This is a genomic window from Kitasatospora sp. NPDC088548 (genome assembly GCF_044753005.1).
Classification (GTDB): Bacteria; Actinomycetota; Actinomycetes; order Streptomycetales; family Streptomycetaceae; genus Kitasatospora.
The window spans coordinates 112,011-138,853 of record NZ_JBIVMI010000009.1 but is presented as its reverse complement, the minus strand read 5'-3'; the positions used below and the strand labels follow the sequence as shown (position 1 = coordinate 138,853).

Annotated in this window: 29 protein-coding genes; 26 read left to right on the top strand and 3 right to left on the bottom strand. The window is 73.9% G+C overall.

What is annotated here, in order from left to right; all coding sequences use genetic code 11:
• The first annotated feature begins 12 nt into the window (after positions 1-12).
• The 20 genes from prcA to ACIP82_RS14310 all read left to right on the top strand — a co-directional run bounded on the left by prcA (position 13) and on the right by ACIP82_RS14310 (position 19,548).
• The gene (gene prcA, locus ACIP82_RS14405; RefSeq protein WP_363608770.1) at positions 13-768 is read left to right on the top strand and encodes a proteasome subunit alpha; all 756 of its coding nucleotides are present in this window, start codon (positions 13-15) and stop codon (positions 766-768) included.
• 269 nt (positions 769-1,037) lie between these two features.
• Complete coding sequence (gene pafA, locus ACIP82_RS14400) at positions 1,038-2,399, top strand: Pup--protein ligase (protein ID WP_363608768.1); 1,362 nt, start codon at positions 1,038-1,040, stop codon at positions 2,397-2,399.
• A 140-nt stretch (positions 2,400-2,539) separates the two neighbouring features.
• A complete protein-coding gene (locus ACIP82_RS14395; RefSeq protein WP_363608766.1) occupies positions 2,540-3,529 on the top strand; it encodes an FKBP-type peptidyl-prolyl cis-trans isomerase in 990 nt (329 codons plus the stop codon).
• Between the two features lie 240 nt (positions 3,530-3,769).
• Positions 3,770-5,080 carry an FKBP-type peptidyl-prolyl cis-trans isomerase gene (locus ACIP82_RS14390; RefSeq protein WP_400653613.1) on the top strand — a complete coding sequence of 437 codons (1,311 nt, stop codon included), beginning with the start codon at positions 3,770-3,772 and terminating at the stop codon, positions 5,078-5,080.
• A 163-nt stretch (positions 5,081-5,243) separates the two neighbouring features.
• A complete protein-coding gene (locus tag ACIP82_RS14385; protein ID WP_363608762.1) occupies positions 5,244-5,618 on the top strand; it encodes an FKBP-type peptidyl-prolyl cis-trans isomerase in 375 nt (124 codons plus the stop codon).
• Positions 5,619-5,786: 168 nt separating this feature from the next.
• Positions 5,787-6,809, top strand: a complete 1,023-nt coding sequence (locus tag ACIP82_RS14380; protein WP_363608760.1) for a WYL domain-containing protein — start codon at positions 5,787-5,789, stop codon at positions 6,807-6,809.
• The gene (locus tag ACIP82_RS14375; protein WP_363608758.1) at positions 6,806-7,762 is read left to right on the top strand and encodes a WYL domain-containing protein; all 957 of its coding nucleotides are present in this window, start codon (positions 6,806-6,808) and stop codon (positions 7,760-7,762) included. Before ACIP82_RS14380 ends, ACIP82_RS14375 begins: the two co-directional genes overlap by 4 nt.
• Positions 7,763-7,765: 3 nt before the next feature.
• Positions 7,766-7,996 (top strand): hypothetical protein, encoded by a 231-nt coding sequence (locus ACIP82_RS14370; protein WP_363608756.1) that lies wholly within the window; start codon positions 7,766-7,768, stop codon positions 7,994-7,996.
• A 36-nt stretch (positions 7,997-8,032) separates the two neighbouring features.
• Positions 8,033-8,209 carry a hypothetical protein gene (locus tag ACIP82_RS14365; RefSeq protein ID WP_363608754.1) on the top strand — a complete coding sequence of 59 codons (177 nt, stop codon included), beginning with the start codon at positions 8,033-8,035 and terminating at the stop codon, positions 8,207-8,209.
• Between the two features lie 213 nt (positions 8,210-8,422).
• Positions 8,423-8,740: a Sec-independent protein translocase subunit TatA gene (tatA, locus tag ACIP82_RS14360; RefSeq protein WP_363608752.1), complete on the top strand. Its 318-nt coding sequence runs from the start codon at positions 8,423-8,425 to the stop codon at positions 8,738-8,740.
• A 124-nt stretch (positions 8,741-8,864) separates the two neighbouring features.
• Positions 8,865-9,755 (top strand): twin-arginine translocase subunit TatC, encoded by an 891-nt coding sequence (gene tatC, locus ACIP82_RS14355; protein ID WP_400653612.1) that lies wholly within the window; start codon positions 8,865-8,867, stop codon positions 9,753-9,755.
• Between the two features lie 169 nt (positions 9,756-9,924).
• Complete coding sequence (locus ACIP82_RS14350) at positions 9,925-11,088, top strand: NAD(P)/FAD-dependent oxidoreductase (protein WP_400653611.1); 1,164 nt, start codon at positions 9,925-9,927, stop codon at positions 11,086-11,088.
• A 125-nt stretch (positions 11,089-11,213) separates the two neighbouring features.
• Positions 11,214-11,528: a (2Fe-2S)-binding protein gene (locus ACIP82_RS14345; RefSeq protein ID WP_400653610.1), complete on the top strand. Its 315-nt coding sequence runs from the start codon at positions 11,214-11,216 to the stop codon at positions 11,526-11,528.
• A complete protein-coding gene (locus tag ACIP82_RS14340; RefSeq protein WP_400653609.1) occupies positions 11,509-12,963 on the top strand; it encodes an NAD(P)/FAD-dependent oxidoreductase in 1,455 nt (484 codons plus the stop codon). The genes ACIP82_RS14345 and ACIP82_RS14340 overlap by 20 nt, the downstream gene beginning before the upstream one ends.
• A gap of 135 nt (positions 12,964-13,098) precedes the next feature.
• The gene (locus tag ACIP82_RS14335; RefSeq protein ID WP_400653662.1) at positions 13,099-13,962 is read left to right on the top strand and encodes a dihydrodipicolinate synthase family protein; all 864 of its coding nucleotides are present in this window, start codon (positions 13,099-13,101) and stop codon (positions 13,960-13,962) included.
• A gap of 82 nt (positions 13,963-14,044) precedes the next feature.
• On the top strand, positions 14,045-15,049 hold the full coding sequence (locus ACIP82_RS14330; protein ID WP_363608740.1) for a proline racemase family protein: 1,005 nt from the start codon (positions 14,045-14,047) through the stop codon (positions 15,047-15,049).
• A 20-nt stretch (positions 15,050-15,069) separates the two neighbouring features.
• Complete coding sequence (locus ACIP82_RS14325; protein WP_400653608.1) at positions 15,070-16,434, top strand: aldehyde dehydrogenase family protein; 1,365 nt, start codon at positions 15,070-15,072, stop codon at positions 16,432-16,434.
• Complete coding sequence (locus tag ACIP82_RS14320) at positions 16,434-17,480, top strand: proline racemase family protein (RefSeq protein WP_363608737.1); 1,047 nt, start codon at positions 16,434-16,436, stop codon at positions 17,478-17,480. Before ACIP82_RS14325 ends, ACIP82_RS14320 begins: the two co-directional genes overlap by 1 nt.
• The gene (locus ACIP82_RS14315; protein WP_363608735.1) at positions 17,477-18,430 is read left to right on the top strand and encodes an ornithine cyclodeaminase family protein; all 954 of its coding nucleotides are present in this window, start codon (positions 17,477-17,479) and stop codon (positions 18,428-18,430) included. Before ACIP82_RS14320 ends, ACIP82_RS14315 begins: the two co-directional genes overlap by 4 nt.
• Positions 18,431-18,837: 407 nt before the next feature.
• Positions 18,838-19,548 carry a GntR family transcriptional regulator gene (locus ACIP82_RS14310; protein ID WP_400653607.1) on the top strand — a complete coding sequence of 237 codons (711 nt, stop codon included), beginning with the start codon at positions 18,838-18,840 and terminating at the stop codon, positions 19,546-19,548.
• Positions 19,549-19,633: 85 nt separating this feature from the next.
• Here the strand turns inward: ACIP82_RS14310 and ACIP82_RS14305 are convergent, their stop codons facing one another.
• A complete protein-coding gene (locus tag ACIP82_RS14305; protein ID WP_400653606.1) occupies positions 19,634-20,314 on the bottom strand; it encodes an ABC transporter ATP-binding protein in 681 nt (226 codons plus the stop codon).
• Positions 20,311-21,387, bottom strand: coding sequence for an ABC transporter permease (locus tag ACIP82_RS14300; protein ID WP_400653605.1), 1,077 nt, complete (start codon positions 21,385-21,387; stop codon positions 20,311-20,313). The genes ACIP82_RS14305 and ACIP82_RS14300 overlap by 4 nt, the downstream gene beginning before the upstream one ends.
• 168 nt (positions 21,388-21,555) lie before the next feature.
• On the opposite strand from ACIP82_RS14300, the gene ACIP82_RS14295 reads away from it, so the two are divergent.
• The 3 genes from ACIP82_RS14295 to ACIP82_RS14285 all read left to right on the top strand — a co-directional run bounded on the left by ACIP82_RS14295 (position 21,556) and on the right by ACIP82_RS14285 (position 24,558).
• Complete coding sequence (locus ACIP82_RS14295) at positions 21,556-22,770, top strand: sensor histidine kinase (RefSeq protein ID WP_363608727.1); 1,215 nt, start codon at positions 21,556-21,558, stop codon at positions 22,768-22,770.
• Positions 22,771-22,783: 13 nt separating this feature from the next.
• Entirely contained in the window at positions 22,784-23,431 is a 648-nt protein-coding gene (locus ACIP82_RS14290) for a response regulator (protein ID WP_400653604.1), read from the top strand.
• A 101-nt stretch (positions 23,432-23,532) separates the two neighbouring features.
• Positions 23,533-24,558, top strand: a complete 1,026-nt coding sequence (locus tag ACIP82_RS14285; RefSeq protein WP_400653603.1) for a nitronate monooxygenase — start codon at positions 23,533-23,535, stop codon at positions 24,556-24,558.
• Here ACIP82_RS14285 and ACIP82_RS14280 read toward each other — a convergent pair.
• The gene (locus ACIP82_RS14280) at positions 24,546-24,965 is read right to left on the bottom strand and encodes a MerR family transcriptional regulator (RefSeq protein ID WP_400653602.1); all 420 of its coding nucleotides are present in this window, start codon (positions 24,963-24,965) and stop codon (positions 24,546-24,548) included. The genes ACIP82_RS14285 and ACIP82_RS14280 overlap by 13 nt on opposite strands.
• Before the next feature lie 95 nt (positions 24,966-25,060).
• Here ACIP82_RS14280 and ACIP82_RS14275 point away from each other — a divergent pair, with 95 nt between their 5' ends.
• From ACIP82_RS14275 to ACIP82_RS14265, 3 genes are all read left to right on the top strand, one after another.
• Positions 25,061-26,032, top strand: coding sequence for an aldo/keto reductase (locus ACIP82_RS14275; RefSeq protein WP_363608720.1), 972 nt, complete (start codon positions 25,061-25,063; stop codon positions 26,030-26,032).
• A 98-nt stretch (positions 26,033-26,130) separates the two neighbouring features.
• Complete coding sequence (locus ACIP82_RS14270; RefSeq protein ID WP_400653601.1) at positions 26,131-26,502, top strand: type II toxin-antitoxin system RelE/ParE family toxin; 372 nt, start codon at positions 26,131-26,133, stop codon at positions 26,500-26,502.
• Positions 26,499-26,828 (top strand): XRE family transcriptional regulator, encoded by a 330-nt coding sequence (locus ACIP82_RS14265; protein WP_400653600.1) that lies wholly within the window; start codon positions 26,499-26,501, stop codon positions 26,826-26,828. The genes ACIP82_RS14270 and ACIP82_RS14265 overlap by 4 nt, the downstream gene beginning before the upstream one ends.
• Positions 26,829-26,843 lie beyond the last annotated feature (15 nt).

The window sequence follows — 26,843 nt, the reverse complement described above, 5'->3', positions numbered from 1 at the left end:
GGACGACCGCCGGTGTCGACACCGTTCTACGTCTCGCCCCAGCAGGCCATGGCGGACCGCGCGGAGTACGCCCGCAAGGGCATCGCGCGCGGTCGCAGCGTGGTCGTGCTCACCTACGCCGACGGCATCGTCTTCGTCGCCGAGAACACCTCCCGGGCCCTCCACAAGGTCTCCGAGATCTACGACAAGATCGCCTTCGCGGCGGTCGGCCGCTACAACGAGTTCGAGAACCTGCGCATCGGCGGCGTCCGCTACGCCGACCTGCGCGGCTACTCCTACGACCGGGCCGACGTCACCGCCCGCGGCCTGGCCAACGTCTACGCCCAGACGCTCGGCACCATCTTCTCCTCGGTCGGCGAGAAGCCCTACGAGGTCGAGCTGATCGTGGCCGAGGTCGGCCGCACCCCGGACGAGGACCAGATCTACCGGCTCACGCCGGACGGCTCGGTCGTCGACGAGAAGAACTACGTCGTGGTCGGCGGCAACGCCGACTCGATCGGCAACTACCTGGGCCAGCGCCACCGCAGCGGGCTGACCCTCACCGAGGCGATCAAGGTCGCGGTGGACTCCCTCGCCCGGGACCCCAACGGGGGGAGCCCGCGCACCCTGACCCCCGAGCAGCTGGAGGTGGCGGTGCTCGACCGCCAGCGCTTCCAGCAGCGCAAGTTCAAGCGCATCCTGGGCGGCCAGCTCGGCCGCCTGCTCGACGGCGACCAGTCCGCCGAGTCGGACGACGACGAGAAGCCGGCGGCCGCGCCGCCGGAGTAGCAGCGCCAAGGAGTCCCGTACGGCGGTCGCCCGTCGTCGTGCGGGACTTCCTCCGGAGGCCCTCTCAGAGAACGGACGCCTCGTGACTCCTCCCCGACGGTCCAGACCATGGGGCTTCAAGCCCGCCTGACGGCTGGCCCCGGACAAGCCCTGCCCGCTGCCGAAGCAGGGGATCAGCCTAGAAGGCCTGCTGCGGCGCCGAGCCGCAGAGTTCAGGATCCCGATCCGCTTACCGGCCAAAACCGGTGATTCCTTCGAAAGAAGGTGCCATGGACCGCCGAATTTTCGGGCTGGAGAACGAGTACGGCGTCACCTGCACATTCCGGGGACAGCGACGGCTGTCGCCGGACGAGGTGGCCCGGTACCTCTTCCGCCGCGTTGTCTCCTGGGGCCGCAGCAGCAACGTGTTCCTGCGCAACGGTGCCCGGCTCTACCTCGACGTCGGCTCGCACCCCGAGTACGCCACCCCCGAGTGCGACGACGTCGTCGAGCTGGTGACGCACGACAAGGCGGGCGAGCGCATCCTCGAAGGACTCCTGGTCGACGCCGAGCGGCGGCTGCACGAGGAGGGCATCGCGGGGGACGTCTACCTCTTCAAGAACAACACCGACTCGGCCGGCAACTCCTACGGCTGCCACGAGAACTACCTGGTGGCCCGGCACGGCGAGTTCTCCCGGCTGGCCGACGTGCTGATCCCGTTCCTGGTGACCCGCCAGCTGATCTGCGGCGCGGGCAAGGTGCTCCAGACGCCGCGCGGCGCGGTGTACTGCGTCAGCCAGCGCGCCGAGCACATCTGGGAGGGCGTCAGCTCCGCCACCACCCGCTCCCGCCCGATCATCAACACCCGCGACGAGCCGCACGCCGATGCCGAGCGCTACCGTCGGCTGCACGTGATCGTCGGCGACTCCAACATGTCCGAGACCACCACCCTGCTCAAGGTCGGCGCCACCGACCTGGTGCTGCGGCTGATCGAGGCCGGCGTGGTGATGCGCGACCTCACCCTGGAGAACCCGATCCGGGCGATCCGCGAGGTCAGCCACGACCTCACCGGCACCCACCAGGTACGGCTCGCCAACGGCCGCGAGGCCAGCGCGCTGGACATCCAGGAGGAGTACTTCACCAAGGCGCTGGACTTCGCCGACCGCAAGGGCATCAACACCGGGACCATCGCCCGGGTGCTCGAACTGTGGGGCCGCACACTGGAGGCCGTCCGGACCGAGAACCTGGACACCGTGGCCACCGAGATCGACTGGATCATGAAGTACAAGCTCATCGAGCGCTACCGCGCCAAGCACCAGATGGGCATGTCCAACCCGCGGGTGGCCCAGATCGACCTCGCGTACCACGACATCCACCGCCGGCGCGGCCTGTTCTACCTGCTCCAGGCCAAGGGGCAGGCGCAGCGGGTGACGACCGACCTCAAGACCTTCGAGGCCAAGTCGATCCCGCCGCAGACCACCCGGGCCCGGCTGCGCGGCGACTTCATCCGCCGGGCGCAGGAGCAGCGCCGCGACTTCACCGTGGACTGGGTGCACCTCAAGCTGAACGACCAGGCGCAGCGCACGGTCCTGTGCAAGGACCCGTTCCGGTCGGTCGACGAGCGGGTGGAGAAGCTCATCGCGGGGATGTGACCTGCGCGGTCGCCCCCGTACGGCGAATGTGATCTTTGCGGTGCCCGGCCCCGGCGGTGTCTACCGGGGCCGGGCACCGCCGGGGCATACGCTGTCCGTCGAGTCCGGAGAGCCGACTTTGACCGACAGTTAGGAACGCCGTGCGCCGCACCGCGGGTTTGCTTCTCACCCTGCCCCTGCTGCTGGCGGTGGCCTGCAGCAGCTCCACCAAGGCGACCAGCCCGGCCACGCCGACGGCGGCCACCGCGGCCCCCACCGTGCCGGCCCCGGTGACCGAGGCCTCGCCGATGCCGACGCTGTCGGAGGGCGGGTTCGGGAGCAAGGCCACCATCACCATCCCCGAGGGGCAGCAGCCCAGCGGTCAGTTCGTGGTGAGCACCGTGAGCGAGGGCGACCGGTCCACGGTCAACAAGGGCGACTGGGTCACGGTCAACTACACGGCGAAGGACTGGACGACCGGCAAGGACCTGCCCAGCTCGTACGACGCCAACGGCAAGCCGCAGCTGTACCAGGCGGGCAGCGGGCAGCTGGTGCCCGCGTTCGACCAGACCGTGATCGGGAAGAAGGTCGGCAGCCGGCTGCTGGTGGTGGCCCCGCCGGCGGCCGCGTTCGGCAACCAGGGCAGCACCCAGCTCGGGGTGGCCGCGGGGGACACCGTGGTGTTCGTGCTGGACATCATGGAGAGCCTGCCGCAGGACTCCACCCTGTCGGGCACCATGACGCCGCCGCCCGCGACGATGCCGCAGGTGAAGGACAACGGCAAGGCCGCCGTCACGATCACCCTCCCGGCCGGGGAGGCCCCGCCCACCGACCTCCAGCAGGCCGTGCTGATCAAGGGCGAGGGCAAGCAGGTGAAGTCCGGGCAGACCCTGGTGGTGCAGTACACCGGGGTGCTGTGGAGCAACGGCCAGCAGTTCGACTCGTCCTGGAGCCACGGCGGCGCGCAGGCGCTGCAGATCGGCACCGGCAGTGTGATCGAGGGCTGGGACAAGGGCCTGGTCGGCCAGACCGTGGGCAGCAGGGTGCTGCTGGTCGTGCCGCCGGCCCTCGGCTACAAGGACGCGGCGCAGGGCTCGGTGCCGCCGAACTCGACACTGGTCTTCGTGATCGACATTCTTGAGGCGGTCTAGGAAGCCCGAGGCGGTCCGGGAAGCCTGTGGCGGCCCGGGAGGAGGGCCGGTCGGTTCCGTACGCCTGGGCGGGCACTCGCACAGGGAAGCGTCCCTCCTCATCCTGACCTGTCATACTGCCCTCGCACTGTGGTAGGCGCCGCCGGCGTCCGGTTCCCGGGCGGCAGTGCGACAGCACCCCGGCGCTCACCACGCCGGCCGTAGACCTCGAAGACCTCGTGGCGAGATGGATGGGGAGTCATGTCTGAGAAAGCGTCGAGCCCGGGCGGGGCCGGCACCGCGAACGGAAACTCCGCCGGTGATCCGGCTGACTCGCGGCCCGGTGGTCCGCTTCCGGGCGACGGCGAGTCGATCGTCGTACCGCCGTCGATCCTGAAGCAGCAGGCCGGCTGGGCCACGCCCGGCGAGGCCCCGCGGGCGGCGGGCGGGACGAAGACCGACGAGGCCCCGCAGATCTTCGCCTCGAACGTGCGCCGCCAGGAGGCCTCGGAGGCCGGGTACGCCGAGAACCCGCCCGGGGTGGGGAAGCTGGGCGTGATCCTCGGCACCGTGCTCGCCGTGCTGCTGGTCGGCAGCGGTATCACGCTGTACGTGGTGAACCGGGACGACTCCAAGTCGAGCACCGCCAAGCCCGCCGACGCGGCCAAGTCCGCGCCGCCCACGCCGACCGCCGAACCGGTGCCGCCGATCAAGGACAACGCCAAGGTGCTGCCGACGGTCACCGGCGAGTTCGGCAAGAAGGCCGGCATCGAGGTGCCCGCCGAGCAGGCCGACGGCTCCTTCGTCGTCAAGGTCCTCTCGGAGGGCAGCGGCCCCAAGGTCGAGAAGAACTCCTGGACCTCGGTCGACTACACCGCCAAGGACTGGACCACCGGCAAGGACATCCCGAGCTCGTACGACGAGACGGGCAAGCCGCAGATCTTCCAGGCCGGTACGGACGCGCTGATCCCGGCGCTGGACCAGGCCGTGCTCGGCAAGAAGGCCGGCAGCCGGATCCTCGTGGTGGCCCCGCCGGCCGCCGCGTTCGGCGCCCAGGGCAACCCGAGCATGTCGATCGGGGCCGCGGACAACCTGGTCTTCGTGATCGACATCCAGCGCTCCACCGCGGCGGACGCCGTGGTCAGCGGCACCGTCACCCCGCCGCCCGCGGACTTCCCGCAGGTCAAGGACAACGGCAAGAAGCCGGCCGACATCACCCCGGTGGCCGGCGCGGCCGACCCGACCGAGCTGAAGACGCACGTCCTGATCAAGGGCACCGGCCCCAAGGTGGAGAAGGGCGAGAAGGTCGTCGTCCAGTACACCGGCGCGCTCTTCAAGGACGGCAAGGTCTTCGACTCCTCGCTGAGCAAGGGCCAGGCGTTCTCCTTCCCGGTGGGCGGCGGCCAGGTCATCGCCGGCTGGGACCAGGGTCTGGAGGGCCAGACCGTCGGCAGCCGGGTCGAGCTGGTGATCCCCGCCTCGCTGGGGTACAAGGACCAGGCGCAGGGCGACATTCCGGCCAATTCCACCCTGGTGTTCGTGGTCGACATCCTGGATGCCGGTCAGGGCTGATCCACTTTCGGGTGACAATGGTGTGCGTGTGACCTTCGGGCCCGGCCGCGTGGCCGGGCCCGTACGGGCGGCGGGCGCCCGTACCGTGGTCCGGGAACGGACCGGGGGTGCGGGTGCCCGCCGCTTGGTCGTGTATGGAACCAAACCGTGAGAAGAGGCAGTTGTGAGCGACAAGACGAAGCCGGAGATCGACTTTCCGATCGGTGAGCCGCCGGCCGAGCTGCAGATCCGCGACCTCGAGGTCGGCACCGGCGAGGAGGCCAAGCCGGGCCAGGTCGTCGAGGTGCACTACGTCGGCGTGACCTTCGAGACCGGCGAGGAGTTCGACGCCAGCTGGAACCGGGGCAGCAGCTTCAAGTTCCCGCTCGGCGCCGGCCGGGTCATCAAGGGCTGGGACCAGGGCGTCGTCGGCATGAAGGTCGGCGGCCGCCGCGAGCTGGTCATCCCGGCGCACCTCGGGTACGGCAACCAGTCGCCGACGCCGCTCATCCCCGCGGGCTCGACGCTGATCTTCGTGGTCGACCTGCTGGGCGTCTGAGACCGGCCGCTCCACCGGGCCGCACCCCGTACCCGGGGTGCGGCCCCACGCGTTTGCGGACTCGGCTTTTGCAGTGCGTACCGCTACCGGTACGGTCGGTCCCGCCGGGTCGACATATGCCCGGCGGGCGCACCCCGCGCGCGGCGCGGCACACCGGAAGGGTCAGCGATGGCGATCGCCAAGGCAGAGCGGCTGATGAATCTCGCCCTGTGCCTGATGAACACCAGACGTCCGCTCTCCAAGAAGGAGCTGCGGGAATCCATCGAGGCGTACCGCGAGGCCTGGCAGCACAGCAGCGAGGACGCCTTCAACCGGATGTTCGAGCGGGACAAGGACGACCTGCGCGAACTCGGTCTGGTCATCGACGTGGACGAGAACGCCCTCGACGGCGAACTCGGCTACCTCGCCCGCGCCGACCGCAACCGGCTGCCGGAGATCGCCCTGGACGCCGAGGAGGCCGCGGCGCTGACCCTGGCCGCCCGGGTCTGGCAGCAGGCCAAGATGTCCGGCGCGGCCAGCGGCGCCCTGCAGAAGCTGCGCGCGGCCGGCGTGCCGTTCACCGAGGCCGAGGGCCGTACCGCCCTGGAACCGCGGATCCCCGCCCGGGAGAGCGCCTTCGAACCGCTGCTCACCGCCGCCCGCGACCGCCGCCCGGTCACCTTCGAGTACCGCAAGGCCGGTGCCGCCGCCGTCGAGCAGCGCACGGTCGAGCCCTGGGCCCTGGAGTGCTGGCGCGGCCACTGGTACCTGGCCGGCTGGGACCGCGACCGGCGTGACGCCCGGGTGTTCCGGCTCAGCCGGATGACCGGCAGGGTCCGCGCCCGCTCGGGCGCCTTCCTCGGCACCGTCCCCGAGCACGTCGACGTCCGGGCCACCGTCGCCAAGTTCGCCGGCGAGGGTGCCACCGCGACCGCCGCCGTCCGGGTCCGCCGCGGCGCCGGGTTCCCGCTGCGCACCAAGGCGCTGAGCAGCCGCCGGGTCGACGGGACCTGGGACGAGCTGGAGATCCCGTACGGCAACGGGCTCGGCGCCGACCTCGCGGAGTTCGGTCCTGACGTGCTGGTGGTCGGCCCGGAGGAACTGCGCGCCGACGTGATCGACCGGCTGAGCGCCGTCGCCGGACCGGGCGCCGAGGCCGTCAACGACCCGGCCGCCACCGGCCCGGCCGCCACCGAAGGAGTGCGGGCATGAGCAACGCCATCGACCAGACCCGCCGGATGCTCTCGCTGGTCACCTATCTGCGCGAGCGCCCCGGGGCCGAGGTGGCCGAGGTGGCCCGTGCCTTCGGCATCACCGAGCGCGAGCTGATCGGCGACCTCAACGTGCTGCCGATGTGCGGCACCAGCTTCCGCGGCGGCGATCTGCTCGACATCGACACCGACGGCGAGCGGATCTGGTGGCACAACGTCGACGACGTCGCCCAGCCGCTGCGGCTGGCCGCCGACGAGGCGACCGCGCTGCTGGTCGCCGCCCGCGCGGTGGCCGGCCTGCCCGGCCTGCGGGCCGGTGACCGGGAGGCGCTCACCCGGGCCGTCGCCAAGATCGAGAACGCCGCCGGGGACAGCGCCGAGGGCAGCGCCAGGGTCGGGGTCACCTTCGAGGCCGAGAGCCACGTCTTCGCCGACATCGACCGCGCGCTCAGCGAGGGCCGCCGGCTCTGGCTGCGCTACTACTCGCACGGGCGCGGCGGCATGACCGAGCGCGAGGTCGACCCGATCCGGCTGCTCACCGAGGGCCACACCTACCTCGAGGCGTGGTGCCGCACCTCCGAGGACCACCGGATGTTCCGGCTCGACCGGGTCGCCGAGATCAAGGTGCTGGACGTCCCCTCCGACCCGCCGCGCCGCGAGCCGCGCGACCTCTCCGGCGGGCTGGTCAACCCGTCCGCCGACGATCCCGAGGTGGTCGTCGAGGTCTCCTCCGGCGGGCGCTGGGTGGCCGAGTACTACACCCACGACCGGGCCGAGGAACTGCCCGACGGCGGCCTGCGGATCACCCTGCGCAGCGCCGACCCGTCGCAGCTGCGCCCGCTGGCGCTGCGGCTCGGCCGGGACGGGCGGATCGTCTCCCCGCCGGAGCTCGTGGAGCAGGCGCGGTCGGCGGCGCTGGAGGCGCTGGCCGGCTACCGGGAGGGGCAGGTCTGAGCCGTGGAGCCCGGTACCAGATTCAAGGTGTACTGCTCGGAGTGCCGCGAGAAGGTGGACCTGCCGGCGGACGAGTTCCGCCTCACCCTCGGTCGGACCCCGGCCCAGGCGCACTACAGCTTCAGCTGCCCGCTCTGCGGGGCGGCGGTGCGCAAGCCGGCCGGGGAGAAGATCGTCACGGCGCTGACCGGCGCCGGGGTGCGCACCATGCGGCTCGTCCCGGTGGAGGGCTGAGCGGGGCCTCCCGCGCGGCCGGATAGGGTGGTGGCCATGTCCTGGATGCTCGTCGCCGCCGTCCTGCTCGCCACCGCCGGGCTGCTGGTCCTCGGCGTTCTCGCGATCCGGCTCTGGCTGGACGTGCGGACGCTGGCCAAGGGGGTGGACGCCGCCTCCCGGGCGCTGGCCGAGGCGGCCGGCGACCTCGCGGCGGCGGTGCCGGGGCGCTGAACCGCCCGCGGACCCGCCCCGGTCCGGGACGGCCGTTGGTGCACGGGGCTGCTGCGCGGGGGCGGCGGCGCGTTACGCTCTCAGATGGCTCCTGAAGTGCGACTGGGGGCCGCTGTCCTGTTCGGGCGGCCGTCGTCAGGGCGTCACCCGCAGCGGTTACCATCCCCGCAGCGGGCGGCCCACCGGTGCCGCCATGACTGAAGGTGGTCGAGCATGCGGATCTCGCCGACTGCGATCCTGGTGGTCGTCGTTCTTGCCATTCTGCTTTTCGGTGCCAAGCGACTGCCCGATCTGGCGCGTTCGCTCGGCCAGTCGATGCGGATCCTGAAGAGCGAGACCAAGGCGATGCGTTCGGACGGTGCCGCGGACGAGGGCGCGCCGGCGCAGCCCGCGCCCGCCGTGAGCGTCGAATCCGGCGCGGCGAAGACCATCCAGGCCGCTCCCGGGGCGTCCGCCACGGCCCGGCCGGTGACCGAATCGGTCCCGGGGCAGGCGGCCCAGCCGACGGCCGACGGCGGCCGGCCGCGCTGAGCGGCGCGCGACGCACGCGATCATGGGAGGCCCGTCGACCGGCGGGCCTCGACGCACGAGTTGAGGACCGGGGTTGAGCAAGCTCTCCAAGGCGTCTAAGGCGCCCAAGGATCCTGAGGGGCGGATGGCCCTCGCCGACCACCTGCGGGAACTGCGGAACCGCGTGGTCAAGTCGGTCCTGGCGATCGTGCTGTTCACGATCGTCGCGGGCATCTTCCACAAGCAGATCGAAAGTTTCCTGCTGCAGCCACTGCCGCAGTGCGACAAGCAGAACGCCGCGGAGTTCCACGGCCGGTGCGCGCAGGTCTCCAACATCGGTCTGACCTCGGGCTTCAACTGGATGCTGAAGGTCGCGCTGACGACCGGTGTGGTCGCGGCCGTCCCGATCTGGCTCTACCAGGTCTGGGCCTTCGTCGCGCCGGGTCTGCACCGGCACGAGCGCAAGTACACGGTCATCTTCATGATCTGCGGCGCCCCGCTGTTCCTGGCGGGCGTGGCCTGCGCCTTCCTGCTGATGCCGACCACGGTCGAGGTCCTGATCTCGTTCACCCCGAACGACACGACCCCGATCCTGCCGCCCGAGGACTACTTCGACATCGCCACCAGGATGGTCCTGGTCTTCGGTCTGGCCTTCGAGTTCCCGCTGTTGCTAGTGATGCTCAACATGGTCGGCATCGTCACCGGCAAGCGCCTGCTGGGCTGGTGGCGCGGCATGGTGATGGGCATCACCGTGTTCGCGGCCTTCGCCACGCCCAGTGCCGAGCCGGTCAGCATGCTGGCGCTGGCCGCGCCGATCTGGGCGCTGTACTTCGTCGCGGTGGGTGTCGCCCTGCTCAACGACCGGCGGAAGGCGCGTCGCAACCCCGACTTCGGGCTGAGCGACGAGGAGGCCTCGGAGCTGGACCTCTCGGTGCAGCCGGTGGCCGGGGCGGAGGCCGTGGAGGCGTCCGTCACGCCGGTCGCCGGGGCTCCGGTGCCGGCCGCCCGGCAGGAGCAGATGGACGACATCACCTGAGGCCCTGACGCGCCCTGAGCCCCGGTCCGCCGTCTTCCGGCGGGCCGGGGCTCTTGCGTCGGCCGGGGGGTTCGCGCAGGCCGGGGCTCTGCTGCGGGTCGGCCGGGTTGCTCGTGGCCGGACGGCGGGGGCTCTTGGCAGGTTCGATGGCATGTGACATATTACTGCCGTGTCCAAGTCCCAGAGACCTCCCCTGGATGTCCTCGTGGTCGGTGCCGGTGTGGTCGGCGCCGCCTGTGCGTACTACGCCGCCCGCGCCGGACTCGCCGTCGCCGTCGTCGACCGCGGGCCGGTCGCCGGTGGCACCACCGGTGCCGGTGAGGGCAACCTGCTGGTCTCCGACAAGGAGCCCGGCCCCGAGCTCGACCTCGCGCTGTTCAGCGCCGGGCTCTGGCAGGAGCTGGTGCCCGTCCTCGGCCCCGCCGTCGAGTACGAGCCCAAGGGCGGCCTGGTGGTCGCCGCCACCCCGGCCCGGCAGGACGCCCTGCGGGCCTTCGCCCAGAAGCAGGCGACGGCCGGCGTCACCGCCGAGGAGATCCCCGGCGAGCGGCTGCGCGAACTCGAACCCCACCTCGCCCCCGGGCTGGCCGGCGGCTTCCTCTACCCGCAGGACGCCCAGGTCCAGCCCGCGCTGGCCGCCGCCCACCTGCTGCGCGCCGCCCGGCGGGACGGTGCCCTGCTCTACACCGGCGAGACCGTCCGGGCGGTGCGGACCGGAACGGACGGGGCCGTGCTCGGCGTCGAGACCGACCGGCGGCGGCTGGACGCGCCCGCCGTGGTCAACGCCGCCGGCACCTGGGGCGGCGAACTGGCCGCGCTCGCCGGTGTGCACCTGCCGGTGCTGCCCCGGCGCGGCTTCGTCCTGGTGACCGAACCGCTGCCGAGGATCGTCCGGCGCAAGGTCTACGCGGCCGACTACGTCGCGGACGTGGCCAGCGGCTCGGCCGCGCTGCAGACCTCCGCCGTGGTCGAGGGCACCCCCGGCGGGCCGGTGCTGATCGGCGCCAGCCGGGAGCGGGTCGGCTTCGACCGGACCCTCTCGGTGGAGGTGCTGCACCGGCTCGCCGCGCAGGCGGCCGCGCTGTTCCCCGTCCTGGCGGACGTCAGCGTGCTGCGCGCCTACCGGGGCTTCCGCCCGTACCTGCCGGACCATCTGCCCGCGATCGGCGCCGACCCGCGGGTGCCCGGGCTGTACCACGCCTGCGGCCACGAGGGCGCGGGCATCGGGCTGGCTCCGGCGACCGGGCTGCTGATCAGCCGGCAGCTCACCGGCGAACGGCCCGGGCTGGACCTCGAACCGTTCCGGGCCGACCGGTTCCCGGCCGCCTCGTGAACCGTGCGACGGACCGGAACCACCTCGCACCGTGCCCGAACCGCCGCGAACCCGCCGAACAGCCGAACAGCCGAGCCGCTGAGCCGCTGAGCCGAGACCGAGAACCTGGAACGGAGAACCCGCTGATGCGCCGTACCCCCGCCGCCCTGGTCGGGGCGGAACCCGGCCCCGCCCACACCATCGAGTTCGACGGCCGGCCCGTCCCCGCACTGCCGGGACAGTCGATCGCCGCCGCGCTCTGGGCCGACGGCGTGCTCGCCTGGCGCACCACCCGGGTGGGCGGCCGGCCGCGCGGGGCGTTCTGCGGGATCGGCGCCTGCTTCGACTGTCTGGCCACCGTGGACGGCCGCCCCAACCAGCGCACCTGCCTGCTCCCCGCCGAGCCCGGCACCACCGTCACCACCCAGGAGGGCAACGGCCGTGCCGACCTCGCCGTCTGACCGCCAGGAGCGGTCCTACGACCTCGCCGTGATCGGGGCCGGCCCGGCCGGGCTCGCCGCCGCCGTGACCGCCGCCGACCTCGGTCTGCGCTGCGCCCTGCTGGACGCGGGCCCGCGCACCGGCGGCCAGTACTACCGCCACCCCGCGCCCGGCCTCGGCGCCGCCCGGCCCGACCGGCTGCACCACGGCTGGTCGGTCTACACCGGCCTGGCGGACCGGCTCGCCGCCCACGAGACCGCCGGCCGGGTCGACTTCCTCGGCGGCCACCAGGTGTGGGCGGCCGAGCGGGCCGGCGACACGGCGTGGGTGCTGCACGCCACCCTCGGGCCCGGGGCCGGCGACCGGGCGACCGTCCGCGCCGCCGCCCTGCTGCTCGCCACCGGCGCGTACGAGCGACAGCTGCCGTTCCCCGGCTGGACACTGCCCGGGGTGGTCACCGCGGGCGGGGCGCAGGCCATGCTCAAGGCCGGCCTGGTCCTGCCCGGCCGGCGGATCGTGGTGGCCGGCAGTGGACCGTTGCTGCTCGCGGCCGCCTCCTCGCTGGTCACCGCAGGGGCCGAGGTGCCCGCGGTGGTCGAGGCCACCGACTACCTCGGCTACGCCCGGCGCCCCGGCGTGCTGGCCGCCGTCCCGGCCAAGCTCGTCGAGGGGGCCGGCCACGGCGCCGCGCTGCTGCGCCACGGCGTCCGGCTGCGCCGGCGCAGCGCCGTGGTCGAGGCGCACGGGACCGACCGGGTCACCGCCGTCACGGTCGCCCGGCTGGACGCCGACTGGCGGCCGGTGCCCGGCACCGAACGGCGGATCGCCTGCGACGCCCTCGCCGTCGGCCACGGCCTGCTGCCGCAGATCGAACTGGCCACCGAGCTGGGCGCCGAGACCAGGACCACCCCGGACGGTACGGCCGCGCTCAAGGTCGACGCCCGGCTGCGCACCACCGTCCCCGGTCTCTGGGCGGCCGGCGAGACCTGCGGCGTCGGCGGCGCCGACCTGGCGATCGCCGAGGGCGAGCTGGCCGCGCACGCGGTGGCCGACCGCCCGGTGCGCGCCGCGCTGCTGCGCCGCCGCGCCCGGCTGCGGGCCTTCGCCGGGCTGATGGCCGCCGCGCACCGCCCCGGCCCGGGCTGGACGGAGTGGCTGCGCCCGGACACCGACGTCTGCCGCTGCGAGGAGGTCCCCGTCGCCGCGATCCGCGAGGCGGTGGACGAGCTGGGCGCGGGGGACGCGCGGACCGTCAAGCTGCTCACCCGGGCCGGGATGGGCTGGTGTCAGGGCCGGATGTGCGGTCCGGCGGTGGCCTGCCTGGCCGGCGGCGGTCCGGACGGCGGTTCGGGCGGCGGTTCGGGCGGCGGTGAGGTGCCGGCCGACCGGCGACCGCTGGCCTGCCCGGTGCCGCTCTCGCAGCTCGCCGCCGGGCCGGGGCCCGAAGACGGCTGAGCGCCGGCGGACCGACGAACTCGCCGCCGGGGGCTCTTGCCTCCGGCGTCGCCCTCTAATAAAATGTCACACCTCACCAAGGAGTCATCTGTGTCCAACACCGCGTACGACGCCACCCGTCCCTGGCGCGGCGTCATGGTCGCCACCACGATCCCGCTGCGCCCGGACCTCTCCGTCGACTACGACGCCTACGCCGACCACGTCCGCTGGCTGATCGAGTCCGGCTGCGACGGCGTCGTCCCCAACGGATCTCTGGGCGAGTACCAGACCCTCACCGACGAGGAGCGCGTCCGGATCGTCGAGGTCGCGGTCGAGGCCGCCGGCGACGGCGCCCGCGTGATGCCGGGTGTGGCCGCGTACGGCAGCGCCGAGTCCCGCCGCTGGGCCGAGCAGGCCGCCGAGGCCGGCGCCGGCTCCGTCCTGCTGCTGCCGCCGAACGCCTACCGCGCGGACCACACCGCCGTCCGCGGGCACTACGCCGAGGTGGCCAGGGCGGGCATCCCGATCGTCGCGTACAACAACCCCATCGACACCAAGGTCGACCTGGTGCCCGCGCTGCTGGCGCAGCTGCACGCCGAGGGCTCGATCGTGGCGGTCAAGGAGTTCAGCGGCGACGTCCGGCGGGCGTACGAGATCGCCGAGCTGGCCCCCGGCCTGGACCTGCTGATCGGCGCCGACGACGTGCTGCTGGAGCTGGCCCTGGCCGGCGCCGTCGGCTGGATCGCCGGCTACCCGAACGCCCTGCCGGAGGCCAGTGTGGCGCTCTACCGGGCCGCCGTCGAGCACGACCTGGACACCGCGCTGCCGCTCTACAAGGCGCTGCACTCGCTGCTGCGCTGGGACTCCAAGACCGAGTTCGTCCAGGCGATCAAGCTCTCGATGGACATCGCCGGGCGCCCCGGCGGCCCGACCCGCGCGCCGCGCCTGCCGCTCACCCCGGAGATCGAGGCGGCCGTCCGCGCGGCCACCGAGAAGGCGCTGGCCGAGGGCCTCGCGTAGCACGAACACCCCAAGGACCGGCCGGCTGCGGGGGCAGCCGGCCCCCGGCCCACCCACCCCACCCCGACGGGAGTCGCCACCCATGCGCAGCCGCCACGTGTTCCACGCCGTCGACTCGCACACCGAGGGCATGCCGACCCGGGTCATCACCGGCGGCTTCGGCATCATCCCCGGCGCCACCATGGCCGAGCGGCGTGTGCACTTCCAGCAGCACCTGGACCACTTCCGCACCCTGCTGATGTACGAGCCGCGCGGCCACGCCGCGATGAGCGGCGCCATCCTGCAGCCGCCGACCCGCCCGGACGCCGACTACGGCGTGCTCTACATCGAGGTCTCCGGCCTGCTGCCGATGTGCGGCCACGGGACCATCGGCGTCGCCACGGTGCTGGTCGAGACCGGCATGGTGCCGGTGGTGGAGCCGGTCACCACCGTCCGGCTGGACACGCCCGCCGGGCTGGTGATCGCCGAGGTGCTGGTCGAGGACGGCGCCGCCAAGGCGGTGACCATCCGCAACGTGCCCTCCTACTCCGTCGCCCTGGACCGCAAGATCGAGGTGCCCGGCTACGGCACCGTCGGCTACGACCTCGCCTACGGCGGCAACTTCTACGCGATCCTGCCGCTCGCCGAGTTCGGGCTGCCGTTCGAGCGCGAGCGCAAGCAGGAGATCCTTGACGCCGGCCTGGCCCTGATGGACGCCGTCAACGCCGGTCCCGACCGGCCGGTGCACCCGGAGAACCCGTCCATCCACAGCTGCCACCACGTCCAGCTGCTCGCCCCCGGCTCCACCGCCGGGCACTCCCGGCACGCGATGGCCATCCACCCCGGCTGGTTCGACCGCTCGCCCTGCGGCACCGGCACCTCCGCCCGGATGGCGCAGCTGCACGCGCGCGGCGAGCTGCCGCTCGGCCAGGACTTCCGCAACGACTCCTTCATCGGGACGACCTTCACCGGCCGCCTGGTCGAGGAGACCGAGGTGGCCGGGCGGCCCGCCGTGGTGCCCACCGTCACCGGGCGGGCCTGGATCACCGGCACCGCCCAGTACTTCCTCGACCCGAGCGACCCGTTCCCGGCCGGGTTCCTGCTCTGAACCACCGAAGGGTTCCCGCTGTGACCATCACTTCCCTCAACCCCGCCGACCCCGCGGACCTCGTCCTCGCGGTCGAGGCGCCCGGCGCGCAGGCCGTCCGGGCCGCCGTCGGACGGGCCAGGACCGCGCAGGCCGGCTGGCACGCGGCCGGCGCCGCGGCCCGCTCGGCCGCGCTCACCCGGATCGCCGAGGCCGTCGAGGCGCACGCCGACGAGCTGACCGCGCTGATCGTCCGCGAGGTCGGCAAGCCGCTCGCCGAGGCGCGCGGCGAGGTCGCCAGGACCGCCGCGATCTGGCGCTACTACGCGCAGGCGCCCTTCGAGCCGTCCGGCGCCGTCCACGAGCCCGCCGCCGGACCGGGCCTGCTGCTCACCCGGCGCCGCCCGTACGGTGTCGCCGGGCTGATCACGCCGTGGAACTTCCCGCTGGCGATCCCGACCTGGAAGGCCGCGCCGGGGCTGGCCGTCGGCAACACCGCCGTGCTCAAGCCGGCGCCGGAGGCGACCGCGTGCGCGCTGCGGCTGGCCGAGCTGGCCGCGGCGGCGGGCCTGCCCGAGGGCGTGCTGACGGTGCTGCCGGGCGGAGCGGAGGAGGGCGAGGCGCTGGTCGACGCGGCGGACGTGGTGTCGTTCACCGGTTCGACCGGGGTCGGCCGGGCCGTCGTCCACGCCGCCACCGGGCGCGGGGTGCCGGTCCAGGCCGAACTGGGCGGCCTGAACGCCGCGCTGGTCCTGCCGGACGCCGACATCGAGCAGGCCGCGGCCCATCTGGCGGCCGCCATCGCCGGGTACGCCGGGCAGAAGTGCACCGCCACCAGCCGGGTGATCGCCGTCGGCGAGGCGTACGAGCCGCTGCGCGCCGCGCTGGTGAAGGCGCTCGGCCTGGTCGACGACACAGCCTGCGGGCCCGTCATCTCCGCCGCCGCCCGCGACCGGCTCACCGGAGCCGTCGCCTCGGCGCGCGCCGAGGGGGCCACCGTGCTCACCGGCGGGGCGGTGCCCGAGCGGGCCGGCTGGTACGTCGAGCCGACCCTGCTCGCCGACGTGCCCGCCGAACACCCGCTGCGGCGCGAGGAGTTCTTCGGCCCGATCGCCGTCCTGCTGCCCGCCGCGGACCTGGACGAGGCGATCGTGCTGGCCAACGACACCCCGCACAGCCTGGCCACCTCGGTGCACAGCCGCAGCCTGGACACCGCGCTCGCCGCCGCCGACCGGCTGGACGCGGGCATGATCCGGGTCAACGCGCCGTCCAGCGGCGTCGACTTCCACCTGCCGTTCGGCGGCGCCAAGGGCGCGAGCCACGGCGACCGCGAACAGGGCCGGGCCGCACTGGACTTCTACACCGCGAGCCGGACCGTCACCCTGCTCCCGGCCGGGGGTGCGTGATGACCGGCGTGGTGGAGGGCGTGGTGGAGACGGTCGACTACCACACGGCCGGTGAGCCGTTCCGGATCGTGGTGGGCGGGGCGCCGGTGATCCCCGGCGACGGCGTCGCCGAGCGGCGGGCCGTCGCGATCGGCGCGGGCGGTACGGCGACCGCGCCCCGGCCGAGCGCGCTCGACCAGGTGCGGCAACTGCTCACCCGCGAGCCGCGCGGGCACGCGGGCATGTACGGCGGGTTCCTGGTGCCGCCGGACGACGACGAGGCGCACCTCGGGGTGCTGTTCTGGCACAAGGACGGCTACTCCACGGCCTGCGGGCACGGCACCATCGCGCTCGGCGCCTTCGCGGTGGACTCCGGGCTCGTCGCGGCGCCCGAGGACGGCGTGGCGCGGGTGCGGATCGACGTCCCGTCCGGGCGGGTCACCGCCCTGGTGCACCGTGCGGGCGGCCGGACCACCGGTGTGACCTTCCGCAACGTGCCGACCCGGGTGAGCGCGCTGAAGCTGCCGGTGGAGACCTCGCGCGGCACCGTGGAGGTGGCGGTCGCGCATGCCGGGGCCTGCTACGCCTCGGTGCCGGCGGCGGCGTTCGGCCTGTCGGTCGAGCCCGGGCTGCTGCCCGAACTCACCGCCGTGGGGCGGGAGATCAGGGCCGCGCTGGCCGGCTCGGAGGCCGTCGCCCACCCCGAGGACCCACGGCTGTCCGGCGTCTACGGGGTCATCCTGTACGACGAACTGCCGGACGTCGGCAAGCGGTTGAGCCAGCGCAACGTCACGGTCTTCGCCGACGGCCAGATCGACCGCTCACCGTGCGGCTCCGGCACCTCGGCGCGGCTCGCCGTGCTCGCCGCCGAGGGGCGGCTCGCGCCCGGCGAGGAGCTGTGGCACGAGTCGGTCATCGGCACCGTCTTCACCGGCCGGGTCCTGCCCGGCGGCGACCCGCGGGCCGGGGGCGTCGTCACCGAGGTCACCGGCACCGCCCACCGCACCGGCGAGCACCGCTTCCTGCTCGACGGGGACGACACGCTGGGAACGGGGTTCCTGCTGTGACCGCCGACCGCCGCGAGGCCCCCACCCTGTCCGGCGCGGCGGCTGAGCCGCTCCAGTACGCCGCGCCGGGCGCCGCCGGGCTGACGCCCACCCAGGCCGCCGACGCGATCGAGCGGGTGCTGCTCGACGGGCTGGACCCGGAGACCGCGCCCGCCCGGTCGGCGGTGCCGGTGCCCGCCGGGGAACTGCTGCTGATGCCGGCGGCCTCGGCGGAGTACGCCGGGGTGAAGATCGCCGGGGTCGCGCCCGCCAACCCCGGCATCGGGCTGCCCCGGATCACCGGCAGCTACCTGCTGCTGGACGGGCCGACCCTCCAGCCCGTCGCCCTGCTGGACGGCGCCGCCCTGACCGCCCTGCGCACGCCCGCCGTCACCGCCGTCGCGCTGCGCCGGCTGGCCGCGCCGGACGCCGCGCACCTGGTGCTGTTCGGCGCCGGACCGCAGGCGTACGGGCATCTGGACGCGCTGCTCGGCATCCGGTCGCTGACCAGGCTCACCGTGGTCGCCCGCAGTGCGGCGCCCGCCGAGGCACTGGCCCGGTACGCCCGGGCGCGCGGGCTGGACGCCGCGGTGGGGACGCCCGAGGCGGTGGCCCAGGCCGACCTGGTGGTCTGCTGCACCACCGCCCGTACCCCGCTGTTCGACGGGGCGCTGGTGCCCGACCACGCCGCCGTGGCGGCGGTCGGCTCGCACGAGCCGCAGGCGCGGGAGGTGGACGGCGTGCTGGTCCGCCGCGCCGAGCTGTACGTGGAGGCGCGGGCCGCCGCGCTGCGGGAGGCCGGCGACCTGCTGATGGCGGGTGTCACGGGCGACGAACCGCTCTGGAACCTGGCCGAGCTGGTGCGCGGCGAGGTGCCGGTGCCGTCGGACCGGCCGCGCTTCTTCAAGAGCGTCGGCATGGCCTGGCAGGACCTCGCCGTCGCGGCGGCGGTTCACCGGATCGGGCTGTGATGAACGCGTGAGGCGCGGCCCCGCCACCGGCTGACGCCCGGGCCCGTTACCCCGGGTGGTGGTTCGGTGTTGTACGGGACGGCCGGAGGCCGCGGCCGGTGTGGTGGGGAGGGATCCCCCGCCGTGCCGGCCGCTTCCGCGTTCCACCGGCCCGGCGGCGGATGCCGGGCAGCGGGTCGGGCTGTTCGGGGAGGGGTGGGGCTGTTCGGGGAGGGGTGGGGCTGTTCGGGGAGGGGTGGGGCAGGGAGTGCGGTATCGCCCGTTGCCACGCGCGGCGGCCGCTGCCACCATGGCGTCGGTGGCCGGTGTGCCGGGCCGTCCGGTGGGCCGCCCGAATCGCGGACTGTTGCACACTCAACGTAACGTGACATTGTACACTGGTGTTCTGCAACCTCCGGAGGAACACCATGGCCGACCTCAAACCCCGCACTCTGATCTCCGTCCAGGAGCGGCTGCGCGATCAGGTCGCCCACGCCCTCCGGGCCGCCTTGATCTCCGGTGAACTCCGCCCCGGCGTGGTCTACTCCGCGCCCGCCCTCGCCGCCGACTTCGGCGTCTCTGCCACCCCCGTCCGCGAGGCGATGCTCGACCTCGCCCGCGAGGGCCTGGTCGAGGCCGTCCGCAACAAGGGCTTCCGGGTCACCGAACTCACCGAGCGCGACCTCGACGACTTCACCGAGATCCGCGCCCTGATCGAGGTCCCCACCGTCGGCCGGGTCACCCGCACCGCCACCCCCGAGCAGCTGGAGCGGCTCCGCCCGCAGGCCGAGGCGATCGTCGCCGCCGCCCGCAAGCACGACCTGATCGGCTACCTGGAGGCCGACCGCCAGTTCCACCTCGACCTGCTCGGTCTGGCCGGCAACGCCCGCCTGGTCGAGGTCGTCGGCGACCTGCGCAAGCGTTCCCGCCTCTACGGCCTCAACCGCCTCGACCAGCGCGGCGAGCTGGTCTCCTCCGCCGAGGAGCACCTGGAGCTCCTCGACCTCATGATCTCCGCCGACGCCGACGCCGCCGAGGCCTGCATGGCCCGCCACCTCGGCCACGTCCGCTCCCTCTGGGCCGCAGGCCAGGAGGAGACCGAGGCGGACCGTCCGGCGCTGCGCCTGCGGGCGCGGTAGGGGGCGGCAGTCGTTCACGCTGCCGGAGTCGATCGGGGCGTCGGTGACGCTGTCGGTGGACGACGTCCTCGCCGTGAAGAAGTAGTCACGCCACCGCCGGAGTCGTGAGGCGGCCGTCGTGGACCTCGGCGATCTGGTCGACGGCGGTCAGGTGGGTGCGGTCGTGGGTGACCAGGACGGTGGCGGTGGCCCGGCGGTGGGTGAGCTCGGTGACCAGGTCGATGACGGCGGCGCCGCGCTCGTGGTCCAGGGCGCTGGTGGGCTCGTCGATCAGCAGCACGGTGGGGTCGTTCATCAGGGCGCGGGCGATGTTGACGCGCTGGCGCTGACCGCCGGAGAGCTGGTTCGGGCGGCGGGCGGCCTGGGCGCGCAGGCCGACGGCGTCGAGGAGTTCGAGGGCCCGGGGGAGAGCGGCGCGCGGGGAGCGGCCGTCCAGGTGGGCCATCACCTGGAGCTGTTCGGCGGCGGTCAGTGAGGGCAGCAGGTTCGCCTGCTGGAAGACGATGCCGATCCGGTGCCGCCGCAGCGCGGTGAGTTCGGCCCGCCCCAGGCCGGTGGTCTCCACGCCGTCCACCACCACCCGGCCGGAGTCCGGGGTGATCAGCGTCGCGGCGACGGCCAGCAGACTGGACTTGCCGGATCCGGACGGGCCGACCACCGCGGTGATCGAGCCCTTCGGGACGGTGAGCGAGACCTCGTCCAGGGCGGTGAGCCGGCCGTCGCCGTCCGGGTAGGTGAGGGTGATGTGGTCGAGGTGCAGGCTCATCGGGCGCTCCCCAGGGCGGTCAGCGGGTCGACGGAGGTGATCCGGCGGATGGACAGGGCCGCGCCGACCGCGCCGAGCGCGATCATCACGGCGGCCGGGAACAGGACGGTCGGCGCGTCCAGGACGAACGGGACGGTCGAGCCGATCAGCGCGCCGACGGCCGCCGCCAGCGCCGTGCCGACGGCCGTGCCGAGCACCAGCAGCAGGACGGCCTGGCCGAGCGCGTCCTTCAGCAGATAGCGGGTGGAGGCGCCGAGCGCCTTCAGCACCGCGATGTCGCCGCTGCGCTGGATCGTCCAGACGGTGAAGAACGCGCCGATGACCAGGGCCGAGATGGCGAACAGGAAGCCGCGCATCAGTTGCAGCGAGCCGTTCTCCGAGGTGTAGGAGCCGATCGCGGCGAGCGCGTCGTCCCGGCCGCGGGTCTCGGTGCCGTACTGGCCGTCGGCGGTCGCGAGGTCCGCACCGGTGGCGGTGGTCAGGGCGATCACGGTGGCGTGCCCGGCGCCGCCCGGGGCGAACGCCTGCCAGTCGGTGAGGCTGGTCCAGACGACGGGGGTGTGGCTGTACGAGGCCTCGCCGGTCACCGCCGCGACCTGGAGCGGGTGGCCGCCCAGGCTGAAGTTCGCGCCGGGCCGCAGGCCGCCCAGGTCCTCGGCGGCGGCCTCGGACAGGACGGCGCGACCGGGTGCGATCAGCGCGCCCTGCGGGGCCAGCCCGGAGCCGTCCGGGACGCCGAAGGCGGAGAGCGCGGCGGTGCGCCGGTCGGCGGCCGCCTTGGTGGTGGTGATGCCGAGCGGCTCCGCGGCGGTGACACCGGGCGTCCGGGCCCAGCCCTGCCACTGTTCGGGCGTGACCTGGGAGTCGGTGAAGGAGAGCTTCTGGCCGTCGGCCGGCTTCGAGAAGACCAGGTGGTCGGCGGGCAGGCCGGTGATCGCGGAGATGTTCTGCCGCCCCAGCCCGGCCGTCAGACCGGACAACAGGCCGACCAGTACGGTGATCAGCACGATGACGGTCCCCATCAGGGCGAACCGCCCCTTGGCGAACCCCAGATCCCTCCAGGCGACGAACACGAATGGCCCTTTCTTCCGTGAGGCTCTTCCCCGACGCTCACCACAGTGGCGGAGGAGGGGCCGGAGGGGCATCGCCCGGGGGATTGGATCCCCGGCATCAAAGGTGAGAAGCGGAGTTCAACCTTTTGATTGATGCCTGAGGACGGGTGCGGATCCTAGGCTGGACGGATGGCGACCGAACGATTCCGCACCACCCCCGTCGCCCGCGTACTCCAGGTCTGCCTGCACCTGCTGGTGGCGGGCCTGCTCGCGCTCGCCGTCGCCCGCGCCGTGGTCGGCCGGGGCGGCGACCCGGCGGCCGTCATCGCAGCGGCCACCGCGATGGCCGCCGTCTACGCGGCCGGCCCGCTGGTCGGCGCCGTCCGCCGGTCGCGGCGGGCCGCCGCGCTCTGGCTGGCACTGCTCGGCGTGACCTGGGTCGGGGTGCTGATCGCCACCCCGGACGGGGTCTGGCTGGCCTTCCCGCTCTACTTCCTGGAGCTGCACCTGCTCGGCCGCCGGTCGGGGCTCGTCGCCGTCGGGCTCACCGCGGTGGCCGCGATCACCGCGTACTCCTGGCACCTGCACATCCTCAGCCTGGCCGCGGCCATCGGACCGGCCCTCGGCGGGGCCGTCGCGGTGGCCACCGTCTTCGGCTACCAGGCGCTCTACCGGGAGAGCGAGGAGCGGCGCCGGCTCATCGACGAACTGACCGAGGCCCGCGCCGACCTCGCCGCCGCCCACCACGCCGCCGGGGTGCTGGCCGAGCGGGAGCGCCTCGCCCGGGAGATCCACGACACCCTGGCCCAGAGCCTCTCCAGCATCCAGCTGCTGCTGCGCGCGGCCCAGCGGGCCCTGCCCGAGCGCACCGAGGCCGCCGCCGGCCATGTCGAGCAGGCCCGGCAGGCCGCCCAGGACAGCCTCGCCGAGGCCCGCCGCTTCGTCCGCGCGCTCACCCCGCCCGACCTGGAGGGCGGCTCCCTGCCCCTCGCCCTCGAACGGCTCTGCGCCACCACGACGGCGCACAGCGGTCTGCCCGTCCGGCTGCATGTCGCGGGCGATCCGGTGCGGCTGCCGGTGCCGCAGGAGGTCGCGCTGCTGCGGATCGCGCAGTCCGCGCTCGGAAACACCGTCCGGCATGCGCGGGCCTCGCACGCCGAGGTGACGCTCAGCTACATGGAGGGCGAGGTGGCGCTGGACGTGCTGGACGACGGGGCCGGGTTCGACCCGGCGGCGGTCGCCTCCGGCGCGGCGGCGGGGGAGGGGGACGGCGGGTTCGGGCTGCCGTCGATGCGGGCGAGGGCGCGGGCGCTGGGCGGTACCTTCGCGGTGGAGTCCGCGCCGGGGGAGGGGACGGCGCTCGCCGTGCTGCTGCCCGTCGCCGCTGTCGAGGAGCGTCCGTGACCGAGGAGCGTTTGTGACCGACCAGCTGATCCGACTGCTGCTCGCGGACGACCACCCGGTGGTCCGGGCCGGGCTGCGCGCCGTCCTGGAGAGCGAGCGGGACTTCGTCATCGTGGCCGAGGCCGCCACCGCCGAGCGGGCGGTCGAACTGGCGGCGGAGGCCGAGGTCGACGTGGTGCTGATGGACCTGCAGTTCGGCCCCGGCTCGACGATGAACGGCGCGCAGGCCACCGCGGCCATCACCGCCCGGCCGGGCGCGCCCCGGGTGCTGATCGTCACCACCTACGACACCGACGCGGACACCCTGCCCGCGCTGGAGGCCGGGGCCACCGGCTACCTGCTCAAGGACGCGCCGCCGGAGGAGCTGGCCCGGGCCGTGCGCGCGGCGGCGGAGGGCCGGTCGGCGCTGGCGGCCACGGTGGCGGACCGGCTGCTGGAGCGGATGCGGACCCCCTCGGCGGCGCTGAGCGCACGGGAGACGGAGGTGCTGGGGCTGGTCGCCGACGGGCTGACCAACCAGCAGATCAGCCGGCAGCTGCACCTGAGCCAGGCCACCGTGAAGTCGCACCTGGTGCACATCTACACCAAGTTGGGGGTGGACTCGCGTACGGCGGCGGTGCGGGAGGCGCGCGGGCGGGGGCTGATCCGGCGCGGGGGCTGATCCGGTGCCGGGTGCGGGCGGCGGTCGGCCGCCGCCGGGCGGGCGTAGGGTGGGCCGGGTTCGAACCGCTTTGTGTACGTGTGGAGTGGAGGAACCCCCTCATGGCCGTCCGTCTCGACGAACTCGCCGTTCCCGTCATCGCCGCGCCGATGGCCGGCGGCGCCTCCACCCCGGAGCTGGTGGCCGCCGTGAACGGGACCGGCACCCTGGGATTTCTCGCCGCCGGGTACCGCAGCGCCGCCGCGATGGTCGAACAGATCCACCGGACACGTGAGTTGACGGACCGGCCGTTCGGCGTGAACCTCTTCGTCCCTGCCGCGCCCGGCGATCCGGCGGCCGTCGCCGGGTACCGGGCGCACCTGCTGCCGGAGGCCGAGCGCTGGGGCGTCCGGCTCCCCGAGACGATCGCACCGGACCGCGACGACTGGGACGCCAAGATCACCGCGCTGCTGGCCGGGCCCGTCCCCGTCGTCTCGTACACCTTCGGCCTGCCCTCGCCCGAGGAGGCGCGGGCGCTACGGGCCGCCGGGGCGTACCAGATCGGCACCGTCACCACACCCGAGGAGGCGCGGCACGCGGAGGCGGCCGGGATGGACGCGCTCTGCGTGCAGGGTCCGGAGGCGGGCGGACACCGCGCCACCCACCGGGTGGCGGACCGCCCGGGGGCCGTCCCGCTGCTCGAACTCCTCACCGCCGTACGGGCGGTGACGGTGCTGCCGCTGATCGCGGCGGGCGGCCTCGCCGACGGTCCGGCCATCGCCGCCGCGCTGCGGGCCGGGGCGGTGGCCGTCCAGGTGGGCACGGCGCTGCTGCGCTCGGACGAGTCCGGCGCCTCGGCCGCGCACAAGGCCGCCCTCGCCGAACTCCCGGACACCGTCGTCACCCGGGCCTTCACCGGCCGCCCGGCCCGCGGCCTGCGCAACGCCTTCATCGAGCGGTACGAGCCGTACGCCCCGCCCGCCTACCCCGAGGTGCACCACCTCACCCAGCCGCTGCGCGCGGCGGCGACGGCGCGGGCGGACACCGACGCCATGCACCTGTGGGCCGGCACCGGCCACCGCTCGGCCCGCACCGGTCCGGTGGCGGCCATCGTCGAGGAGCTGTGGCGGGCGGCTCAGCGGTCCTGACCGGCGGGCTCGGCGCCCTCGGCGCCCTCGGCGTGGAGAAAGGCGCGGTAGTGGCCGATCTTCGCCCGGATGTGTTCCTGCTGCCGCCGCAGGTGGGCGAGTTGCTCCTCCACCTGCGCGTCGTGCTCCTCCAGGACGGTGAGCCGCTGCGCCACGGTGCCGTCGCCGCCGCGCGCCAGTTCGGCGAAGCGCAGCATGCCGGCGATCGGCATCCCGGTGTCCCGCAGGCAGCGCAGCATGCCGAGCCAGGCGAGGTCGTGCTCGCTGAACCGCCGATGACCGGTCCGGGCGCGCTGCACACTGCCCAGCAGGCCGATGCGTTCGTAGTACCGCAGGGTGTCCAGGCTGAACCCGGACCGCTCCACCGCCTCCGCGGGCGTCAACAGCTCACTGCCGGATGCACTCATGCGAATGATCATGCCACCGTTGCCGGTTGACCTGGACCGCGCTCCAGCTGCCAGGGTTTCCGGTACGAACCCCACCGCTCTTCACGGAGGAAACCGTGCGCCACCGCACTCTTGGACGCCGCGCCGACGGAACCCCCGGGCCCGAGGTCAGCGTGCTCTGCCTGGGCGCGATGCCGTTCGGCACCCGGGTCGACGAGGCCCGCGCCTTCGCGCTGCTGGACCGTTTCACCGAGCGGGGCGGCACCTTCGTCGACACGGCGGACAACTACAGCTTCTGGCACGACGGCGCCTGCGGCGACGAGAGCGAGCTGGTGCTCGGCCGGTGGTTCGCGGCGCGCGGCAACCGGGACGCCGTGGTGCTGGCCACCAAGGTCGGCGCCCGCCCGGCCGGCCCGGGGGAGTGGCCGGCCAACGCGGAGGGGCTGTCGGCGGCAGCGGTCCGTACCGCCGTCGACGGCAGCCTGAAGCGGCTGGGCACCGAGCGGATCGACCTGCTGTACGGGCACCTGGACGATCGCCGGGCGCCGCTGGCGGAGACGGTCGACGCCTTCGGGGCCCTGGTCCGGGAGGGCACGGTCGACGTCCTGGGCAGCAGCAACCAGCTGACCTGGCGGCTGGAGCGGGCCCGTGCGCTGGCCCGCACCCGGGGCCTGGCCGGGTACAGCTGTCTCCAGCAGCGCCACACGTACCTGCGGCCGCGGCCGGGCGCGGACTTCGGGGTCCAGCAGCCCGTCACCCCCGAACTGCTCGACTACGTCCGCGCCGAGCCCGGCCTCACCCTGCTCGCCTACGGCCCGCTGCTGCACGGCGCCTACGCGGCCCCGGCCCGGCCGCTGCCCCCGCAGTACGACCACCCGGACTCGGCGGCCCGGCTCGCCGCCCTGCGTGAGGTCGCCGCCGACACCGGCGCCACCCCGGGCCAGGTCGTCCTGGCCTGGCTCCTCGGCGGTGACATCCCTGTCCTCCCCGTCATCGGGGCCACCACCCTCGCCCAGCTCGACGAGGCCCTCGACGCCGCCGACCTCGACCTCACCCCTGCCCAGCGCACCCACCTCGACGGGGCGTGAGCGCCGGGGCGCGGGCCGGAGCCCGTGTCGTCCCCCGGAAGAGTGGATAGCCGGGCGAGGGGCCGGTAACGTATAAGACACAACTTAACGTAGCGGGTATGTGGGAGATCACTCTTCTTGGGCCGGTGAACGACTGGTACTTGCAGCTCTGCGACGACGATCCCAAGACCGCCAGCAACATCCTCGATGCGCTCGACCTGCTGGCCGAAGTGGGACCGACGCTGGGGCGGCCCGCAGTGGACCGTATCCATCGCAGCCGACTGCACAACCTCAAGGAGTTGAGGCCAGGGTCGTCCGGCGGAAGCGAGGTGCGCATGTTGTTCGTCTTCGACACGCAACGGGAGGCCATCGTTCTTGTGGCGGGCGACAAGTCGGGGCGTTGGTCCGAGTGGTACGAGGAGTCCATTCCTTTGGCGGAGGCCCGGTACGCGGATTACGTCGAGGAACAGCGGAAGGGAGAAAACGCATGAAGGGCCGTAGTTGGACCGAGGTGCGCGCCGAGGTGATGGAGCGGTTTCCCGAGCTGGCCACGCCCGAGGCGGAGGCGGAGCGGGCCCGGATGCGGCTGGAGACGCTGGCGCGGATCCGCGGGTACGAGCTGGCGGAGCTGCGGCGGAAGGCGGGGCTGACGCAGCGGGAGGTGGCCGGGCTGCTGGGGGTGAGCCAGGCGCGGGTGTCGCAGATCGAGCACGGGCAGGTGGACAGCCTCGACAACCTGCGGGCCTATGCGGCGGCGATCGGTGGCGAGGTGGAGGTGACCGTGCGGCAGGGGGATCGGACGGTCAAGGTGGCCTGATCCCCCTGCCGGTGC

Coding starts and splice junctions, on each gene's coding strand:
- tatA (WP_363608752.1), top strand. CDS start 8,423: ATGCGGATCTCGCCGACTGCGATCCTGGTGGTCGTCGTTCTTGCCATT.
- ACIP82_RS14295 (WP_363608727.1), top strand. CDS start 21,556: ATGGCGACCGAACGATTCCGCACCACCCCCGTCGCCCGCGTACTCCAG.
- ACIP82_RS14305 (WP_400653606.1), bottom strand. CDS start 20,314: ATGAGCCTGCACCTCGACCACATCACCCTCACCTACCCGGACGGCGAC.
- tatC (WP_400653612.1), top strand. CDS start 8,865: ATGGCCCTCGCCGACCACCTGCGGGAACTGCGGAACCGCGTGGTCAAG.
- ACIP82_RS14345 (WP_400653610.1), top strand. CDS start 11,214: ATGCGCCGTACCCCCGCCGCCCTGGTCGGGGCGGAACCCGGCCCCGCC.
- ACIP82_RS14390 (WP_400653613.1), top strand. CDS start 3,770: ATGTCTGAGAAAGCGTCGAGCCCGGGCGGGGCCGGCACCGCGAACGGA.
- ACIP82_RS14310 (WP_400653607.1), top strand. CDS start 18,838: ATGGCCGACCTCAAACCCCGCACTCTGATCTCCGTCCAGGAGCGGCTG.
- ACIP82_RS14335 (WP_400653662.1), top strand. CDS start 13,099: ATGGTCGCCACCACGATCCCGCTGCGCCCGGACCTCTCCGTCGACTAC.
- ACIP82_RS14270 (WP_400653601.1), top strand. CDS start 26,131: ATGTGGGAGATCACTCTTCTTGGGCCGGTGAACGACTGGTACTTGCAG.
- ACIP82_RS14375 (WP_363608758.1), top strand. CDS start 6,806: ATGAGCAACGCCATCGACCAGACCCGCCGGATGCTCTCGCTGGTCACC.
- ACIP82_RS14265 (WP_400653600.1), top strand. CDS start 26,499: ATGAAGGGCCGTAGTTGGACCGAGGTGCGCGCCGAGGTGATGGAGCGG.
- ACIP82_RS14330 (WP_363608740.1), top strand. CDS start 14,045: ATGCGCAGCCGCCACGTGTTCCACGCCGTCGACTCGCACACCGAGGGC.
- ACIP82_RS14365 (WP_363608754.1), top strand. CDS start 8,033: ATGTCCTGGATGCTCGTCGCCGCCGTCCTGCTCGCCACCGCCGGGCTG.
- ACIP82_RS14285 (WP_400653603.1), top strand. CDS start 23,533: ATGGCCGTCCGTCTCGACGAACTCGCCGTTCCCGTCATCGCCGCGCCG.
- pafA (WP_363608768.1), top strand. CDS start 1,038: ATGGACCGCCGAATTTTCGGGCTGGAGAACGAGTACGGCGTCACCTGC.
- ACIP82_RS14380 (WP_363608760.1), top strand. CDS start 5,787: ATGGCGATCGCCAAGGCAGAGCGGCTGATGAATCTCGCCCTGTGCCTG.
- ACIP82_RS14280 (WP_400653602.1), bottom strand. CDS start 24,965: ATGAGTGCATCCGGCAGTGAGCTGTTGACGCCCGCGGAGGCGGTGGAG.
- ACIP82_RS14320 (WP_363608737.1), top strand. CDS start 16,434: ATGACCGGCGTGGTGGAGGGCGTGGTGGAGACGGTCGACTACCACACG.